The sequence below is a fragment of the Janthinobacterium paucivorans genome, from assembly GCF_051380805.1.
Taxonomy (GTDB): Bacteria; Pseudomonadota; Gammaproteobacteria; order Burkholderiales; family Burkholderiaceae_D; genus Janthinobacterium; species Janthinobacterium lividum_D.
The window spans coordinates 1-13,920 of the sequence record NZ_JBNYXR010000015.1; the positions used below are offsets into that span (position 1 = coordinate 1).

At 59.9% G+C, this 13,920-nt stretch carries 10 protein-coding genes and 1 rRNA gene; 7 read left to right on the plus strand and 4 right to left on the minus strand.

Going from position 1 to position 13,920, the window contains the following annotated elements; translation table 11 throughout:
- Nucleotides 1-104 (plus strand): 5S ribosomal RNA (gene rrf, locus ACQ4V8_RS17030); the annotation flags it as partial.
- Between the two features lie 160 nt (nt 105-264).
- Here rrf and ACQ4V8_RS17035 read toward each other — a convergent pair.
- Nucleotides 265-825: an acyloxyacyl hydrolase gene (locus ACQ4V8_RS17035; RefSeq protein ID WP_010401943.1), complete on the minus strand. Its 561-nt coding sequence runs from the start codon at nt 823-825 to the stop codon at nt 265-267.
- A 96-nt stretch (nt 826-921) separates the two neighbouring features.
- Between ACQ4V8_RS17035 and ACQ4V8_RS17040 the strand changes: the two genes are divergently transcribed.
- A complete protein-coding gene (locus tag ACQ4V8_RS17040; RefSeq protein ID WP_436571897.1) occupies nt 922-1,824 on the plus strand; it encodes an NAD(P)-dependent oxidoreductase in 903 nt (300 codons plus the stop codon).
- Nucleotide 1,825: 1 nt separating this feature from the next.
- On the opposite strand, the gene ACQ4V8_RS17045 is transcribed toward ACQ4V8_RS17040, so the two are convergent.
- Complete coding sequence (locus ACQ4V8_RS17045; protein WP_070346073.1) at nt 1,826-3,019, minus strand: M20 aminoacylase family protein; 1,194 nt, start codon at nt 3,017-3,019, stop codon at nt 1,826-1,828.
- A 205-nt stretch (nt 3,020-3,224) separates the two neighbouring features.
- On the opposite strand from ACQ4V8_RS17045, the gene ACQ4V8_RS17050 reads away from it, so the two are divergent.
- The 4 genes from ACQ4V8_RS17050 (at nt 3,225) to ACQ4V8_RS17065 (ending at nt 10,055) form a co-directional block, all read left to right on the plus strand.
- The gene (locus ACQ4V8_RS17050) at nt 3,225-5,300 is read left to right on the plus strand and encodes a molybdopterin-containing oxidoreductase family protein (RefSeq protein ID WP_070346074.1); all 2,076 of its coding nucleotides are present in this window, start codon (nt 3,225-3,227) and stop codon (nt 5,298-5,300) included.
- 2 nt (nt 5,301-5,302) lie between these two features.
- Nucleotides 5,303-6,358, plus strand: a complete 1,056-nt coding sequence (locus ACQ4V8_RS17055) for an aminopeptidase (RefSeq protein WP_010401938.1) — start codon at nt 5,303-5,305, stop codon at nt 6,356-6,358.
- A gap of 276 nt (nt 6,359-6,634) precedes the next feature.
- The gene (locus ACQ4V8_RS17060) at nt 6,635-8,317 is read left to right on the plus strand and encodes a long-chain fatty acid--CoA ligase (protein ID WP_196855694.1); all 1,683 of its coding nucleotides are present in this window, start codon (nt 6,635-6,637) and stop codon (nt 8,315-8,317) included.
- Nucleotides 8,318-8,372: 55 nt separating this feature from the next.
- Nucleotides 8,373-10,055 carry a long-chain-fatty-acid--CoA ligase gene (locus ACQ4V8_RS17065; RefSeq protein ID WP_196855693.1) on the plus strand — a complete coding sequence of 561 codons (1,683 nt, stop codon included), beginning with the start codon at nt 8,373-8,375 and terminating at the stop codon, nt 10,053-10,055.
- Here the strand turns inward: ACQ4V8_RS17065 and ACQ4V8_RS17070 are convergent.
- Entirely contained in the window at nt 10,052-11,224 is a 1,173-nt protein-coding gene (locus ACQ4V8_RS17070) for an acyltransferase family protein (protein WP_010401935.1), read from the minus strand. The two genes, ACQ4V8_RS17065 and ACQ4V8_RS17070, sit on opposite strands and share 4 nt — an antisense overlap.
- Before the next feature lie 156 nt (nt 11,225-11,380).
- On the opposite strand from ACQ4V8_RS17070, the gene ACQ4V8_RS17075 reads away from it, so the two are divergent.
- Nucleotides 11,381-12,247 (plus strand): LytR/AlgR family response regulator transcription factor, encoded by an 867-nt coding sequence (locus ACQ4V8_RS17075; protein ID WP_436571898.1) that lies wholly within the window; start codon nt 11,381-11,383, stop codon nt 12,245-12,247.
- Here ACQ4V8_RS17075 and ACQ4V8_RS17080 read toward each other — a convergent pair.
- Nucleotides 12,244-13,836, minus strand: coding sequence for an alkaline phosphatase D family protein (locus ACQ4V8_RS17080; RefSeq protein WP_436571899.1), 1,593 nt, complete (start codon nt 13,834-13,836; stop codon nt 12,244-12,246). The genes ACQ4V8_RS17075 and ACQ4V8_RS17080 overlap by 4 nt on opposite strands.
- Nucleotides 13,837-13,920 lie beyond the last annotated feature (84 nt).

A 13,920-nucleotide genomic window follows, 5' to 3' on the forward strand; every position in this document is an offset into this window, starting at 1 on the left:
CATAGCAAGTTGGTCCCACCCCTTCCCATCCCGAACAGGACCGTGAAACAACTTTGCGCCGATGATAGTGCTGCAACCAGTGTGAAAGTAGGTTATCGTCAGGCTTGTTATTTGGTGTAACAGCTCCCGGCTGTTGCACCTAGAGAAAAACCCCGCCAGCAATGGTGGGGTTTTTTTTCGTCTGTTGGTTTTAATGTTAGCCTAGCTATTCAGCAGACGAAAAAAAGCAGCGCTATGCGCTGCCTTTGTCATGTATCCAATCGATTAAAAGTGATACGCGACTTTGACGTTCATGTAATTAACGCCACTGTTAGGCTTTTTGTAGCCGCCATTCGAGAAATGCTGGATTTTCGCAGCGACTTCCCATTTGTTATTGAACACATAGCCAACGCCGATATGGTCGCCGAACTGAAAGTGGGTCGACAGGCGATTATCGTCGTTGTTGTACAGCTTGGACAGCATGTGTACGCCAATACCGCCTTCTGCATAAAATCCCAGCTTATTCGTGTTTTCAAAGCGGAACACCGGAGTGAAGCCCAGATCCCACAGTTTTTGATGCTGCCCAGGGACGTTGCGATAGCTTTTGCCATCCCAGCCGCCAATGCTGGCATCCCAATAACCGCTCAGTTGTGTGCCATTCGATACAAACCAGGCCTTATCCCAGTTCGACGTTACGCCAGCGCGCAGCATCTGCACTTTGACTCCCTTGGCATATTCGCCGTAAACGGAGTCAATCAGTTTGTCGTCGGCGGCAAAGCCGGCGTTGGCGGCCATCAGCGCGGCAATGGCGGCAATGGATTTGAGGAGATTCTTTTTGAAGAACATAGAGGCTTTCATCGTAAAATTGGCCGATAGGCTATTGTTGTACAGGCACCTTGCTTTGCATGCTGCTCTCGCCACTTTTTGATATCAGGATTTCAATTGACCTTCTCTACAAAAATCGCATTTCTTGGTATCGGTCTGATGGGTGATCCTATGGTCCGGTGCCTGCTACGCGCTGGATATTCTGTCACAGTTTGGAATCGCACGCACAGCAAGGCCCAAGTCCTGTGTGCGGCGGGTGCGCAAGCCGTCATTTCGGTTGCTGAGGCGGTCAGCGACGCGGATGTGGTTATCTCGATGCTGGAAGCCGGCCCCATCGTGGCGCAGGTGTTGCAAGAGGCGTTGCCGGCCTTGCCCGCTGGTGCGATGTGGATCGATATGAGTTCCACCAAGCAATCCGAAGCCCAGCAATTTCATGCCAGTTTGCACGCTGCAGGCCATGCCTTCATGGATGCGCCCGTGTCGGGCGGCGTCGGCGGCGCGCAGGCTGCCACTCTGGCCATCATGGCTGGTGCCAGCAGCGTCGATTATGCACGTGTCGAAACTATCCTGTCGGCCATGGGGCGCCCGACGCTGGTGGGGCCGGCCGGTAGCGGGCAAGTTGCCAAGCTGTGCAATCAGCTAATCGTCGGCGCCACATTGACCATCGTGGCCGAAGCGCTGTTGCTGGCGCAGGCGGCCGGCGCGGATGTGGCGGCCGTGCGGGCAGCCATCCGTGGCGGTTTTGCCGAAAGCAAGATTTTGGACGTTCATGGCCAGCGCATGCTGGAGCGAAATTTTGTTGCTGGTGGGCAAGTGAAAAGCCAGGTCAAGGATATGCACAACATCCTCGCAGCGGCCGCAGCGGCCCGCATCACCTTGCCGGTGACGCAACTGGTGACGCAGCGTTATGAAACCATCGCCGAAAGGTATTCGACGGCGGACCATGCGGCTGCCTTGCTGGCCCTGGAAGCGTTGAATCCGGGCCAGCGCCTCGGTGACGGCCCGGATAAGCTGAGTTGAATCAGGCGACGGGCAAGCTCGCTTCGGCCAGCTTGACCCAAAAACTGGCACCGATGGGCAGTAGATGGTCGTTAAAGTCGTAGCTGCCATTGTGTAAGACGCACGGACCCAGGCCGTGGCCGCCATCGCGGTGCTCGCCATCGCCATTGCCGATGAAGATGTAGCAGCCGGCCTTTTCTTGCAGGAAAAAGGCGAAATCTTCCGCGCCCATGGTCGGTTCGACATTCGCATTAACCTTGTCGGCCCCCACCACGCTTTTCATCACTTCGACGGCAAACGCCGTTTCCTTGGCGTGGTTGACCAGTGGCGGATAGTTGCGCTTGAAGTGAAAATCGACCTCCGCGCCAAAGGCGGCGGCCGTGTGTACGGCAATCTCGCGCATGCGCTCTTCGATGAGGTCCAGCACGGGCGTGGTGAAGGTGCGCACGGTGCCGACCAGGCTGGCATCATCGGGGATCACATTCGTCGCGCTGCCCGCGTGGATTTGCGTGATTGAGAGTACGGCCGTGTCGAGCGGGCTCTTGTTGCGCGTGATGACGGTTTGCCAGCTTTGCGCGATTTGCACCGCCACCATCACGGGATCGATGCCCTTGTGCGGTTGGGCTGCGTGGGCGCCCTTGCCTTTGACGGTGACGTGGAATTCATTGCTGGAGGCCATCATCGGCCCTTCCACCACGCTCAGGGTACCTGTTGCAGCGCCTGGCCAGTTGTGCATGCCGTAGATGGCATCCATGGGAAAGTTGCTAAACAAGCCGTCTGCAATCATTGCGCGCGCGCCGGCGCCGCCTTCTTCTGCCGGCTGGAAGACCAGATACACGGTGCCGTCGAAATGCCGGTGCTGCGCCAGGTAATGGGCGGCACCCAGCAGCATGGCCGTGTGACCGTCATGACCGCAGGCGTGCATCTTGCCCGGGTGGCGTGAGGCATGCTCGAAGGTATTCATTTCTTGCATGGGCAAGGCATCCATATCGGCGCGCAGACCGATGGCACGCTTGGAGCTGCCATTCTGGATGATGCCGACCACGCCAGTGCGGCCCAGGCCGCGCACCACGGGGATGCCCCATTGCGTCAATTTGGCGGCGACCACGTCCGAGGTGCGCTGTTCTTCGTAGCATAGTTCAGGATGCGCGTGCAGATCGCGGCGGATACTTTGCAGCTCGGATTGAAACGCCAAGATGGGATCAACTAATTTCATCGGACTCTCCTGTGGATGCTGGCGCGCGGCATCTGTGGCGCACCGGGCCGCAGCTGCTTGATCAAAAACAGGCTCGGCTAATGATGCATTGTAGCCCTTGTTTGATGGGTAAATCCAGCGGACGGCTCAGCTTGCTAAAGCGCCAACAGCAAGTGTGCGCAATGGTTTACAGTAACGCCTTCCACCAACGTTTTTGGATTGCACCATGACCACCACCCAAGTGCGCGCCGCCTGCCCGCTCGACTGCCCTGATACCTGCGCCTTGCTCGTCACCGTGACCGATGGCGTGGCAACAAACGTCAAGGGCGATCCTGACCACCCGACCACGGCTGGGGTGCTGTGCACCAAGGTGTCGCGCTTCACGGAACGCACCTACCATGCGGACCGGCTGCTGCATCCGCTGCGCCGCGTGGGCAAGAAGGGGGAAGGCAAGTTCGAGCGCATCAGCTGGGACGAAGCATTGCAGGCCATCGTGGCGCGCTTGAAACCGATCGCCGCGCGCGATCCGCAGGCGATCTTGCCGTACAGCTATTGCGGCACCATGGGCCTGGTGCAGGGGGAGTCGATGTCGTCGCGCTTTTTCAACCAGCTCGGCGCATCCCTGCTCGACCGCACCATCTGCGCCTCGGCTGGCACCACGGGCTACCGCTATACGGTGGGCGCCAGCATCGGCACGGACCTGGAGCAATTTCAGAATGCAAAATTGATCATCATCTGGGGCGGTAACCCGATCGCCTCGAACTTGCACTTCTGGATGCGCGCGCAGGAGGCCAAGCGCAATGGCGCCACCCTGATCGCCATCGACCCGTATCGCTCGCTGACGGCCGAAAAGTGCCATCAGCACATCGCCTTGCTGCCGGGGACCGATGCGGCCCTGGCGCTGGGCTTGATGCATGTCTTGATAGCGGAAGATATGCTCGATCATGACTACATTGAACGCTATACCGTAGGCTACGCTGCCTTGCAACAGCGGGCGCTGGAATGGCCGCCCGAGCGCGTGGCCGAGGTGTGCGGCATCACGACGGCCGAGGTAGTGGAACTTGCGCGCCTGTACGGCCAGGCCTGCCGTTCTGGCGAGGGCGCCGCCATCCGTACCAATTACGGCGTGCAGCGCGTGCATGGCGGTGGCATGGCCGTGCGCAACATCGCCTGCCTGCCGGCCCTGACGGGTGCGTGGCGCCATCCGGCCGGCGGCATGCAACTGTCGAGCTCGGGTTCCTTCCCCGTCAATCGCAAGGCTCTGCAGCGCCCCGATTTGCTCAAAGGCACGCCGCGCACCATCAACATGAGCACTATCGGCGACGATTTATTGAAAGAAAGCTCGCCCGAGTTCGGCCCGCAAGTGGAAGCCGTGATCGTGTACAACTCGAATCCCCTGGCGGTAGCGCCCGATTCCTCCAAGGTGGCGCAGGGCTTTGCCCGCGAAGATTTGTTTACGGTCGTGCTTGAACACTTCCAGACCGATACCGTCGATTACGCCGACATCGTGCTGCCCGCCACCACGCAGCTGGAACACGTCGATGCGCACTCCACCTACGGCCATCTGTACATGATGGCGAATAACGCGGCCGTGGCGCCGCTGGGCGAAGCGAAGGCAAATACGGAAATTTTCCGCCTGCTGGCCCAAGCCATGGGCTTTGATGACCCGTGTTTCCAGGAAAGCGATGATGCGCTGGCGGCCAAGGCCTTCGATGCGACGGATGCGCGCGCCGTGCATTTCGACTGGGAATCGCTGAAACGCACGGGCTGGCAAAAGCTGGCCATGCCTGAGGCACCATTTGCCGAGGGTGGGTTCCCCACGCCATCGGGCAAGTGCGAGTTTTATTCCAGCGCCATGGCGCAGGCCGGACTCGATCCCTTGCCGACGTATATTGCGCCGCACGAATCGCTGGCCAGCAATCCTGCGCTGGCGGCGCGTTTCCCGCTGGCCATGATTTCGCCGCCGGCGCGCAATTTCCTCAATTCCACGTTCGTCAACGTCACCAGCCTGCGCTCGGCCGAAGGCGAGCCGCACCTCGATATGCATCCCGACGATGCTGCCGCGCGCGGCCTGGCGGCCGGCGACATGGCACGTATCTTCAATGACCGCGGCAGTTTTGTCGCCAAGGCCAGGATCACGGACAAGGCAAGGCGGGGCCTGGTGGTGGGCTTGTCCGTGTGGTGGAAGAAACTCGCCAGCGATGGCAAGAATGCCAATGAGGTGACGAGCCAGCGCCTGACGGACATGGGCCGCGCGCCGACCTTTTACGATACGCTGGTCGAAGTGGAAAAGGTTGCCTGACCATGGCCCTGGCGCGCTGGCCGGCCCGCTTGCTAGTCGCTACCTTATGCCTGCTGCTGGGTGGCTGCACGCAGTTGCGCTACTACACGCAGGCGGCGCAAGGGCAATATGCCGTGTGGTCCGGCGCGCGCCCCATCGGTGATTGGCTAGCCGATCCGGCCGCCGAGCCGAAGCTGAAAGCGCGCTTGGCCAGGGCGCAGCAGATCCGCCGCTTTGCCGTCAGCGAGCTGGACTTGCCCGACAATGGCAGTTACAAGAACTACGCCGCCCTGCCGCGCCCGTTTGTCCTGTGGAACGTGGTGGCCGCGCCGGAACTGTCGCTGCAGCCGCTGCAATGGTGTTTTCCCATCGCCGGCTGCGTGAATTATCGCGGTTATTACAGCCAGGAAGAGGCGCTTGCGCATGCCGACGAGTTGCGCGCCCAGCGCTACGATGTGCAGGTGGGCGGCGTGCCCGCCTATTCCACCCTGGGCTGGTTCGACGACCCATTGCTGTCGACTTTTATCCATTACAACGATGCGGAACTGGCGCGCCTGATTTTCCATGAACTGGCGCACCAAGTGGTGTACGTACCAGGCGATTCGGCCTTTAATGAGTCGTTTGCCAGCGCCGTGGAGGAGGCGGGCGTGCAGCGCTGGCTGGCAAGCGAGGGCAATGACGCCATGCGCGCGTCATACGCCCAGTACACGGCGCGGCGCCAGGATTTCCTGTCCTTGCTGCTGACATACCGGGGGAAATTGGAGGCCGTGTATGCGAGTGACGCCAGCGACGCAGACAAGCGCGTGCGCAAGGCGCAGGTGTTTGCTGCGCTGCAAGAGGCATATCCATTACTCAAGCAGCGCTGGGGTGGTTTTGCCGCTTACGACCGCTGGTTCGAGCAGCCATTGAGCAATGCGCACCTCGCTTCCGTGTCGACCTACAATGAATTCTTGCCTGCCTTCAAAAAATTGCTGGAAGAAAAAAAGAACTTTCGTGCTTTTTATGCTGCAGTGCACACAATAGCCCAATTCAAGAAGCCTGAGCGCAGGCATGCGCTAGAACAATTGTCCAGCCCCTGACCCTTAAAGATTGTCTCGTACGTCAAGGCGAACGATCTTGCAATGGTGTATTTGTTATGCTGCGGTGCAGCACAAAAAGCCCCTAAAGTTGCCGCTAGAATACTGTTGAAAGCGCTTGCATGGAAGCGCTGCGCCCGATAGCATCGCAGTAGTAGCATAGAGCATTTGCTCGTCAGAATGCTCAAATAGACTGCAGGACGATAGAATCCGCAGCAATGATCCGCGTCGGCAAGCTGGGCCGGCTCCCCCACGATGATTCGAGACAAGAGGCACAAGATGGAAAAAATTTGGCTGAAGTCGTACCCTCCCGGCGTCCCTGCCGACATCGATCCAGATCAATATCGTTCGCTGGTGCACTTGCTGGAAGAAGCGTTTCAAAAATATGCAGACCGCAATGCCTATGTCTGCATGGACAAATTTCTCACCTATGCCGAACTCGATACTTATTCGCGCCAGCTGGGTGCCTGGCTGCAAAGCCGTGGCTTGAAAAAAGGCGCCAGAGTCGCCCTGATGATGCCGAACGTGCTGCAGTATCCGGTGGCGATCGCCGCCGTGCTGCGCGCTGGCTACACGGTGGTCAACGTCAATCCGCTATACACGCCACGCGAACTGGAACACCAGCTCAACGACTCGGGCAGCGAAGCCATCATCGTGCTGGAAAACTTTGCCCACACACTCGAACAAGTGCTGAGCAAGACGGCCGTCAAGCACATCATCGTCGCCAGCATGGGCGAAATGCTGGGCGGCTTGAAAGGCATGCTCGTCAATTTTGTCGTGCGCAACGTCAAGAAGATGGTGCCCGCGTATTCCTTGCCGAACGCCATGCGTTTCAAGCAGGCGCTGGTGCTGGGCAGCCGCATGAAACTTACGCCGGTCGAGCTCAGTATCAACGATGCCGCCTTCTTGCAATACACGGGCGGCACCACGGGCGTGTCGAAAGGCGCTACCTTGAGCCATCGCAATGTGATCGCCAACGTGCTGCAAAGCGAAGCGTGGTCGGGTGCGGCGCTTGATCAAAATAGCCAGGAGCCACTGATCATTGTCTGTGCCTTGCCGCTGTACCATATCTTTGCGCTGACGGCATGCGCGATGTGGGGCACGCGCGTGGGCGCCCTGAATATCCTGATCCCGAATCCGCGCGATATCCCGGGCTTGATCAAGGAACTGGGCAAGTACAAGTTCAACATGTTGCCAGCGGTCAATACGCTGTATAACGCGCTGGTCAACCACGCCGATTTTGCCAAGCTCGATTTCTCGGGCTTGAAGATCGCCAATGGCGGCGGCATGGCAGTGCAGCAAGCGGTGAATGACAAGTGGCTCAAAGCGACGGGCGTGTCCATCATCGAAGGCTATGGCCTGTCGGAAACGTCGCCCGTTGCGACCTGCAACCGCGCCGATAGTACGGCGTTTTCCGGCACTATCGGCTTGCCGATTCCGTCGACCGAGATCGCGATTCTCGACGATGACGGCAAGCAAGTACCGCTGGGGCAGACGGGCGAGATCGCCATCCGTGGTCCGCAAGTGATGAGCGGCTACTGGAACCGTCCCGATGAAACGGCGAAGGTCATGACGCCTGACGGCTACTTCAAGTCGGGCGACGTGGGCATCATGGACGAGCGTGGCTACGTGAAGATTGTGGACCGCAAGAAAGATATGATACTCGTCTCCGGCTTCAATGTGTATCCGAACGAAGTCGAAGCCGTTATTGCGGCGCATCCAGGCGTGCTTGAGTGCGCCTGCGTGGGCGTGCCCGATGAGCATTCGGGCGAGGCCGTGAAAGTGTTTGTGGTGCGCAAGGACCCGAACCTGACCCAGGCAGCGCTGTCCGCATATTGCAAGGAACAATTCACGGGCTACAAGCGGCCGAAATACATCGAGTTCCGCGATGAATTGCCGAAAACAAATGTCGGCAAGATTTTGCGTCGCGCCCTGCGTGACGAAACGAAGATAGCAGCATAAACAGTGTGAGATGCGCCAGGAGGTGCATCTCTTTTACAGATAAAGATGAGGCGAGATGGACAAGATTTGGTTGAAGTCGTACCCGGACAGCGTTCCCGCAGAGATTGATTGCACGCAATACCGTTCCGTAACCCATTTGCTGGAGGAGTCATTCCAGAAATATGCGGACCGCAATGCCTTCGTGTGCATGGATAAATTTATTACCTACCGTGAACTCGATCAAATGTCGCAGCACATGGCCGCCTGGCTGCAAAGCAAAGGCTTGCAAGCCGGTGCGCGCGTGGCGATCATGTTGCCGAACGTGCTCCAATATCCGGTAGCCATGGCGGCGATTTTGCGCGCCGGTTATACGGTGGTGAACGTCAACCCGCTGTACACGCCGCGTGAATTGCAGCACCAGTTGATCGATTCGGGTAGCACAGCGATCATCGTGCTGGAAAACTTCGCCACCACGGTGGAACAGGTGCTGCCGCACACCGAGGTCAAGCATGTGATCGTGGCCAGCATGGGCGATTTGCTGGGGGGCTTGAAGGGCACCATCGTCAATTTCGTCGTGCGCAAGATCAAGAAAATGGTGCCTGCGTTTTCCTTGCCAGGCGCCATCAGTTTCAACAAGATGCTGGCCGAAGGCGCGCGCCTGACTTTGAAGCCGGTGCAGCAGGGGCATGACGATATCGTCTTCCTGCAATACACGGGTGGCACGACGGGCGTATCGAAAGGCGCGATGTTGTTGCACCGTAACGTGATCGCCAACGTGTTGCAAAACGAAGCGTGGATGTCGCCCGTGATGACGGCTGAAATGCGCGCCACCTCGATGGGTTTCATGTGTGCCTTGCCCCTGTATCACATCTATTCGCTGACGGTCAGCGCCTTGATGGGCATGCGCTTAGGCGGCTTGAATGTACTGATCCCGAATCCGCGCGACATCCCCGGCTTCGTCAAGGAATTGGCCAAGCACAAGATCGTCGTCTTCCCGGCCGTCAATACCTTGTATAACGCGCTGCTGAACAATGCTGAGTTTGCCAAGCTCGACTTCTCTAGCTACAAGGTGTGCAATGGCGGCGGCATGGCCTTGCAGCGCAATGTGGCAGAACGCTGGCTGAAACTGACGGGCTGTCCGCTGATCGAAGGTTATGGCATGTCGGAAACGTCGCCCGTGGTGACGGGCAATCGTGTCGATATCACGGAATTTACGGGCACGATCGGCTTGCCTTTCCCGTCGACGGAAGTGGCCATTTTGAACGACGATGGCGTGCAAGTGCCGCTGGGCGAGCCGGGCGAGATTGCCGTACGCGGCCCACAAGTGATGGCCGGCTACTGGCAGCGTCCGGAAGAGACGGCCAAGTCGATGACGGCGGACGGCTACTTCAAGACGGGCGACGTGGGTGTCATGGACGAGCGCGGTTATGTGAAGATCGTGGATCGCAAGAAAGACATGATCATCGTGTCCGGCTTCAACGTGTATCCGAATGAAGTGGAAGACGTTGTTTCGTCGTGCCCGGGCGTGCTCGAATGCGCATGCATCGGCGTGCCGGACGCCAACGCGGGCGAAGCCGTGAAAGTGTTTGTGGTACGCAAGGATCCGAACCTGACGGTGGAACAGATCCGCGAGCATTGCAAGCATGAATTGACCGCCTACAAGAAACCGAAATACATCGAGTTCCGCGATGAATTGCCGAAGACCAATGTCGGCAAGATCTTGCGCCGTCAATTGCGCGACGAAAAAAAGTCCGCTTAGTTCGCCGCCAGGCTTGTGTCCGCCGCCACGGCTTGCCGTGGTCGGGCGGGCAGGCCGAAGCAGGGCCGCAGCCAGTTGACCTTGCTGATCAGCAGCGAAGTCCCCAGCCAGCAGATCGCCACCGTGCCGGTCAGGACCAGCAGCGGTTCCAGCACCGGTCCAAGCTGCAAGGGCACCAGCCAGTAGGCCAGCAGCACGATGGCACTCTGGTGCAGTATGTACCAGGGAAAGACCGCCTGGCGCGCCCATGACAGCCAGGCGAAGGGGCGGTTCAGCAGGATGTGCGACCAGCCCAGGATGGCGCAGATGGCCAGCCACATGTACATATTACGCATGGGCCAGGAGCCGAACGAGGCCCAGGTCAGTAAATTTTCCGAGTGAATCTTGTCAAAATATTGATATAGAAAAAACGCGGACAAGGCCAGCCACAGCGAATGCCAGCGCAAGCGCGCCAGTTCCTGCCACAAGCCCTTGTCATTGCCTAGCCACCAGCCATACATGAACAGCGTGAAATAGATGGCGTGCGCATACCAGTCGCCCACCAGCGCGTGGTTTTCCGGGTAGCGCATCTTCAGCAGCGCCATGGCCGCCAGCGTCGGTAGCGCCGGCAAGACCAGCAGGCGCCAGCCGCGCAGGCGCCGGAAGTATGGCGTGATCCGCTGCAGCAGCGGCTGCAGCGTCACCAGCACGATGATATACAGCAGCAGGTACACCAGGTACCACAGATGATTCCACGTAAAACCATATTGCCAGCCGGCGAATGCGCCGGCTGGCCAGGCGTGGCCGCCAAAGTAATGCAGCAGGAAGCGGCCAAAGCCGGGCTCCACCAGACCATGGCTGACGCCTTCGCAATAGGGCTGAATGGGAATGATGATGGCCATGCCAAACAGCAGCGGCAGCAGCAGGCGCTTGATCCTGCGCCACAGGAAGGCGCCGCGCGAGGTGGGCGTCATCATGGCGCAGGAAACGCCGGAAATGAGGAAGACGATTTCCATGCGCCAGCGGTTGATGAACACTAGCGGCATATTCAGGGCATCGGTGGCATAGCTGCTGCGCAGATGAAAGCTCGACCCTTCCAGGTACATCAGGGCAGTGTGATAGAGAATCAGCAGGCTGAAGACGAGGCAACGCAAGGCGTCGATATCGTGACGGCGGGAGTCGTGGTGCATGATCGGAGGGCGAGTGGTGAAGGAAGTCCCAGCATAGGCATCGGCGAGACCGCCAGCGAGCAAAATGGGACCAGCGGACAGCTCGCTGGGACGAATGAATCGCCTGGGACGGGGGTGGGGCGTTACAATCGTGCAACTAATTTACCTGTCGAAGCCATGCGCGTCTCTTCCACCGACCTGTTGCAACGTTATCAACGCTGGCGCCGCGTGGCTGAGCCCGGATTTTGGATCGCGCTGACCCTGATGCAGGCTAGCGTGAACAGCTCGCTGGCTTGGCTCGACTTGCAGCGCGCCGGGATTGATACGGCCTTCTGGGAAGTGGCCGTGTGGGAATGGAGCAGCAATCTGGTGTTGCTGGCGCTGGTGCCGGTGCTTGTCCTGGCGGAGCGGTACCGGCCGCTACACCTGGTGTTCCAGCGCCAAAACTTGCGCTGGCACCTGGCCGCGTCGGTCGTCTACAGCCTGGTGCATGTGGCGGCCATGGTCGCCTTGCGCAAAATTGCTTATTGGAGCCAGGACAGCGACTACGATTTCGGCGACTGGTGGCGCGAGCTGCCATATGAATACATGAAAGATGTACGTGCTTACTTCCTGGTCTTGCTGGCGGTGGGGTTCTATCGCTTGCTGCTGATGCGCTGGCAGGGCGAGGCGACCCTGCTGGGCGAACCCGATGAAGGGCCACCCGTGGAACCGGTGCAGCAGCCGGAGCGCTTCCTGGTGCGCAAGCTGGGCAAGGATTTTTTGCTGCCCGCGCTGGAAATCGAATGGATACAGGCCTGGGGCAACTATGTGAACCTGCATGTGCGCGGGCATGATTATCCGCTGCGCTCGACCATGGCCGCCATCGAGCACCGCCTGGACGGCAAGCGCTTTGTGCGCGTGCACCGCAGCTACATCGTCAACCTCGATTTTGTACAGAGCATCGTGCCGCTGGAATCGGGCGATGCCCGCGCCAGTTTGAGCACAGGTGGCGAGGTGCCCGTCAGCCGGCGCTATCGCGATGCCTTGAAAAGTACCTGCTAAGTCGGCTGCAGGCCCGCTTTGCCATCCTGCACGGTGAAACTGGCCAATGTGGCGATGCCCGATGTGCTGTCGCGCACATTGTCCAAACCCTGGAACAGGGTCGTGGTTTTCTCAGGCGTGATTTCCAGCAGCATGTAGCCGCGCTTGTCGCTGCGGCCGTAGCGGATGTGCGGGTTCATCGCCACGTACTGCTCGGTGCGCGCCTGCGGGCGGGAACTCGAGGTGATGGACGTGCCGCAAAACTCGGTGGCCAGCACGCGATTATCGTTGCTCGCGGGGCGCATGACGTTGCGCCTCAGTTCGGTCGCATAAAAGGTGTGCACGTCGCCCGACAGTACCAGTGGGTTGCTGGCCTTGCTGCTGCGCAGGGCGTCGAGCAGGTGCTGGCGCGCCAGCGGGTAACCGTCCCAGCCATCGGTCCAGATGCGCTCGTCGCCGGGGCGCGCGATGGGCACCTGGCTCGCTTGCGCCATCAGCGTTTGCTGGACCAGTATATTCCAGCGCGCCGGAGAGGTAGCCAGACCGTCCTGCAGCCAGCGCTGCTGCTCTTCGCCCAGCATGCTGCGCTGTGGTTTCAGCAAGTCGTGACAGTTGCGCGTGGTGACGGAATTGGAACCGCCGCGGCCCGGCCTGGCGCACGCGTGATGAGCGCGGTATTGGCGGTCGTCGAGCACGTGGAAGCGCGCCAGGCGGCCCCAGTCATAGCGCTGGTAGATGCGCATGTCGACAAAGCCGCGTCGCCCCAGTGGCAGCAGGCGCAGCGGCATGTGTTCATAAAATGCCTGGTAGGCGGCCGCGCGGCGCTGTAAAAAGGTGGGCGTGAGTAATTCGTCGCGGTCATTGCCATAATCGTTGGCCACTTCATGATCATCCCAGGTGACGATCCATGGCGCGGCCAGATGCGCGCCCTGCAAATCCGGGTCGCTCTTGTATTGCGCGTAGCGGGCGCGGTAGTCGTCCAGAGTGAAACTTTCGTGCGTGCGCATGGCACGGCTCGGGTGCTGCAGCTGGTACGGTCCCCATTCATAGATGTAGTCACCGAGGAAGGCCACCAGGTCGGGCGCAGCTGCGGCGATGTGCCGGTGCGCCGCGTAGGCGCCGAATTCCCAATGCTGGCACGAGGCCACGGCCAGTTTCAGCGATGCGGGCAGGGCATCGGTGGCGGGTGCCGTGCGCGTGCGGCCCACGGGACTGACGGCGTCGCCAAACATAAAGCGGTACCAGTACCAGCGGCCGGGCGCCAGGCCATCCACGTCCACGTGCACGCTGTGCGCGAGGGCGGGCGTAGCCGTGGCTTGCCCCTTGGCGACGACGCGTCTGAAACCTTCATCGTCGGCCACTTCCCAGCGCACGTTCAGGGCGATGGCGGGCGTGGCGGCTGCTTGCAACGGATCGTAGCAAATGCGCGTCCACAGCACGATGGCGTGCGGCAGGGGAGAGCCGGAAGCGACGCCGAGCGCAAACGGGTAGCCCGTGCTGTTGAGGCGCGTGGCGGCACGCGCGCTGGAGCCGGACAGCACGCCGCCGGCGGCAGCGACTGCGCCGATGCGCGCAGCCCTCTGCAGGAAGATGCGGCGCTGGCTATCCATATCGTCTGAAAATGAAACGTCGGAGTAAGGTGGCAACTAAGGTGGCAACTAAGGTAGCAACTAAGGCGGCAACTAATGTGACAA

Bases quoted from the DNA above. Each gene is read 5' to 3' on its own strand.
- ACQ4V8_RS17035 (WP_010401943.1), bottom strand. From the start codon at position 825: ATGTTCTTCAAAAAGAATCTCCTCAAATCCATTGCCGCCATTGCCGCG.
- ACQ4V8_RS17045 (WP_070346073.1), bottom strand. From the start codon at position 3,019: ATGAAATTAGTTGATCCCATCTTGGCGTTTCAATCCGAGCTGCAAAGT.
- ACQ4V8_RS17050 (WP_070346074.1), top strand. From the start codon at position 3,225: ATGACCACCACCCAAGTGCGCGCCGCCTGCCCGCTCGACTGCCCTGAT.
- ACQ4V8_RS17055 (WP_010401938.1), top strand. From the start codon at position 5,303: ATGGCCCTGGCGCGCTGGCCGGCCCGCTTGCTAGTCGCTACCTTATGC.
- ACQ4V8_RS17060 (WP_196855694.1), top strand. From the start codon at position 6,635: ATGGAAAAAATTTGGCTGAAGTCGTACCCTCCCGGCGTCCCTGCCGAC.
- ACQ4V8_RS17065 (WP_196855693.1), top strand. From the start codon at position 8,373: ATGGACAAGATTTGGTTGAAGTCGTACCCGGACAGCGTTCCCGCAGAG.
- ACQ4V8_RS17070 (WP_010401935.1), bottom strand. From the start codon at position 11,224: ATGCACCACGACTCCCGCCGTCACGATATCGACGCCTTGCGTTGCCTC.
- ACQ4V8_RS17075 (WP_436571898.1), top strand. From the start codon at position 11,381: ATGCGCGTCTCTTCCACCGACCTGTTGCAACGTTATCAACGCTGGCGC.
- ACQ4V8_RS17080 (WP_436571899.1), bottom strand. From the start codon at position 13,836: ATGGATAGCCAGCGCCGCATCTTCCTGCAGAGGGCTGCGCGCATCGGC.